Below are 3,630 nucleotides of genomic sequence, written 5' to 3' on the forward strand. Positions count from 1 at the left end.
AAGTGATCTTGGTCGAGAACCCGTCTACCAGGAGCTTCGTCGCTGTGCAGGACTGTCCAACTCGCGGTCAGAGCAGCCGGCTTGGAAGATACTCATTGTCCCGGGCGGCGCCGCATCCGCACCCCGGGCGGCATCCGCATCCCGTGACGGTGCCGCAACGGGCCATCGGTCACCGCTGCGGCCCCATGCAGGCGCGCATTCCGGCCACCCGTACCAGGTCCGGCCAGGATGCACGCCTGCAGGCCTCTCAGTCCGGCGACACCGGTCAGCGGAGGGGGACGTTCAGTTCCGCGCCGCCCGCGAAGTCGATCGCCTGGAACGCGGTGTTGTAGTTGTTGTAGAGGGTGTCGACACCGTCGATGACGAGGGCGAGCCGGTTTCCGGCGGGGACGTCGTAGGCGGTGGAGGACATCTCGACGTCGAGGGTGAACGGCTGCCCCGGCGTCTTGCCGTGGAAGCTCACGGGGCCGTGGCTGACCAGCTCGCCGATGCCGAGCCCGTTGACGCTGTAGAGGTAGGCGACCACCGTGCCGTCGGACCGGTTGCTGGTGACGGTCGCGCGCATGGTCGGCGTGCCGCGTACCTTCTGGACGGTGTCATAGCGCTCGGTCTGCCAGACGGCCGCGCTGATGCTGGGCAGCAACGGGATGGACACCGTCGGGGAGACCCGGGCGAACTGGTCCAGCATGCTGGACAGGAAGGAGATGCCGGCGTTCGCGCCGGACTCCAGCTGCGGGAGGATGTCCTCGTCGTCCGTGAACCGGAGGTTCTGCGTGCGGCTTGGGACGGCGGCCCAGCTCGCGTAGCCCTCGTACTCGCCGCCGGAGCGCGACTTGAGCTGGACGGGCTCCTCGGCGTCGATGCCGTTCTGGACGCCCTTGAGATGGTGGTCGAACCAGCGGAAGGTGTTGTTCCAGACGTCGTTGGGCAGCCCGAGCAGGCCGAGACCCTCCGCGGTGGCGTGGTCGCCGGGGCGCAGCTCCAGGCGCTTGGGGCCGCTCAGCTTCTCGTAGAAGGACGCGTACTGGTTGGGGGCGAAGAACGAGTCGCCCCATGCGTTGGCCAGCATGATCGCGGTGTCGTTGGTGTTGAGCCGGTCCACCTGGTGTACGACGGAGCGCTGCTCTGCCCAGGGGATGACCTCGTCGATGCGGTCGGTCTTCCCGCTGAGCATGATCTCCATCTTCTCGGCGGCCTCGGCGCTGGGCCGGCCCGTCGCGTAGCCGAGGCTGGCGAGTATCGCGGTGGCCTGCGTGTGCTGTGTCTCGCCCTTGTACAGGGACTCGACGAGGTCCGCCCAGCCGCTCATCGCGGATACGGCGTCGACGCGGGCGTCCTGGGCGGCCGTGAGCAGGCTGATGCCCGCGCCGTAGGAGACTCCGGCCATGCCGATCAGCTCAGGGTCCGCGGCGGTGTTGGCCAGGGCCCAGTCGATGACCTTGCGGGCGTCGGCGACGTCCTTGGGACCGGCCACCTCGATCTCGCCCTCGGACTGCCAGAAGCCGCGTACGTTGTACGAGACGACGACGTAGCCCTTCTCGGCCAGCTTCGTCGCCTGTGCGATGTACTCGATCTGCGGCATCGCCCAGCTCGTGGGGAGCACGATGACCGGGTAGTCGCGGCTGGTGTCGGTGGGGGCGACGACGTTCGCGGCGAGTGTCACGCCCTCGTAGCCGGCGATGTCGACGAAACGGGTCGTGGTGGGAAGCGTCTGGGAGGCCGTGGCGGCCGTCGGGGCCTCGACGGCCTGCGTGACGGGTGCGAGGCTGATCCCCGTTCCCGTCACGATAGCGGCCGTCAGCGCGGTGGCGGCGATGCGGGATCTGTGGGGACGGAGAGGGGCGGTGGGGGTGATGCGGCTCATGTGACGCGACTCCTGGACTCGGTGCCGTCGGCAGGTGGGGAACGGCACGCAGCGGAAGTACGCCCGCCGGGCCCGATGCCGACGGGTTCTCGCCTCGTTACCCGCCCGCGAACCGAGGGTTACCGGCAGGTAAGTCGTCGCTCCAGGATGGGGCCGAGTCGGCCAAGATCCGCTTGGTTCCACCGTTAAAAGTTTTCGGGGGAGTTGGTGACAGGTCACAAAGAATCGGGGGCGTCATACGCCGCCATAGCCGCCTGCACCCGTGCCAGATCCGCTGGCCGGGTCGCGTCGAGGCCCGTCAGAGCAGTGATCCGCCGCAGCCGGTAGTCCAGGGTGTTGGGATGGACGCTCAGCCGCTCCGCAGCGCCGCGCCGGTCCATGCCGCTGGACAGATAGGCCCTGAGCGTCGCCAGCAGTTCAGGCTTCCCGGCCAGCGGTGCGAGCAGCGAGGAGAGCTGTGCCAGTGCGGGCCCGGGACGGGTCAGCTGGTACTCCAGCACCACGTCCGTCAGCCGGTACGGTCCCGGTGGGCGGCCCACGGCCTGGGCGACCTTGCGGACGTCGTCGGCCAGCCGTGCCGCGTTGCGCACACCGTCCGGCGCCGCGATCACGATCCCCGCGGTGATCGTCGCACCCGACACCCGCATCATGTGCCCGAGGACGCCGTCCACCCACTCCGCCATGGCCTCCGGTACGTCACCGGCCAACCCGGCCGCGCCCTCGCCGGTCGGCTCGCCCGGAACCGGCAGCAGGGCCAGACCACCGTCCACGGACAGCGCCGACAGCACCACTCCGCTCACGTGCCGCTCCAGCTCCATCCGCAGCCGCCGCAGTTTGCGACGCCCGGCGATCACCGGGTCCACGCCGGGCGTCCGCTCGTCCGGATGCGCGTCGACGGCCAGGCTCAGCACGAGGAACCGCGCCGGCAGAGCGATACCGGCCCGGTCGGCCGCTTCCCGCGCGGGTGAGCCCGCCAGCAGCGCTTCCAGCAGCGCCTGCTGGGCGAAGTGCTCGACACCGAACGCCGCCTGCCGCTCCTGGAAATAACCTCCCACGCCGGCCGCCGTGACGCGCTGCAGGTACTGCATCAGCACCCGGTTCAGCGCGAGGACGGCCTGTACGTCCTGCGGCCTCACCGACGGCGCCAACGTGTCGATCACCACCTGCGCGCCCAGGTGGTAGGCACTGATCACCGAGTCGAGCATCAGCCCCTCCTCGGCACGGTGAGCCGCCGCCTCCCGGATGACGGCGAGCCGCTCACGCCCCGGCAGCTCCCCGGTGCGGAGCACCTCGGCGAAGCCGTGAATGCCTTGGTACGCCACCCTCATGGTCTCGTTGCGCAGCTCCTCCGAAGGCAGTGCGCCGTACGCGGGCAGCTGGCCCACGAGCTCGTCCACCACACGCCTGGCGAGGTCACGGGCGTTTGCCGAGAGCTGCCGGTGCACCGGTACTCCGCCGAAAGAGATGTCCGCGAGGTGAGGATCGGTCACACGACGACTGTCGCAGACGGCGATTGCGCGGTGGCGGATTTGAGGTGATGGTCACAGTGGCGGAGACCAAGGTTCAGCGGTCGGTTGCTCCAGAGACCTCGGTTGGGGCGAGGAGCTGTTGGCGGAAGAGGTCGAGGACCTTGCGGGTGGGTTGGCCGGGTTCGTCGATGAGGTGCTGGGTCAGGACCAAGTGCAAGGGAATCAGGCCGCCCGGGTTTGCCGTGCTGTCGTCGAGGACGAAGCTCCTGGTAGACGGGTTCTCGACCAAGATCACTC

General features: G+C 69.2%; 2 protein-coding genes and 1 pseudogene. All 3 read right to left on the minus strand.

From position 1 onward, the window contains the following. Positions 1-265: 265 nt before the first annotated feature. Positions 266-1,864, minus strand: coding sequence for a CocE/NonD family hydrolase (locus ACIGXJ_RS36955; RefSeq protein ID WP_399655287.1), 1,599 nt, complete (start codon positions 1,862-1,864; stop codon positions 266-268). A gap of 215 nt (positions 1,865-2,079) precedes the next feature. Continuing rightward, entirely contained in the window at positions 2,080-3,354 is a 1,275-nt protein-coding gene (locus ACIGXJ_RS36960; RefSeq protein ID WP_399655290.1) for a PucR family transcriptional regulator, read from the minus strand. Between the two features lie 73 nt (positions 3,355-3,427). Then, positions 3,428-3,630: pseudogene (locus tag ACIGXJ_RS36965) on the minus strand (hypothetical protein); the annotation flags it as partial.

It is taken from the genome of Streptomyces sp. NPDC053367, from assembly GCF_044545925.1.
Lineage (GTDB): Bacteria > Actinomycetota > Actinomycetes > Streptomycetales > Streptomycetaceae > Streptomyces.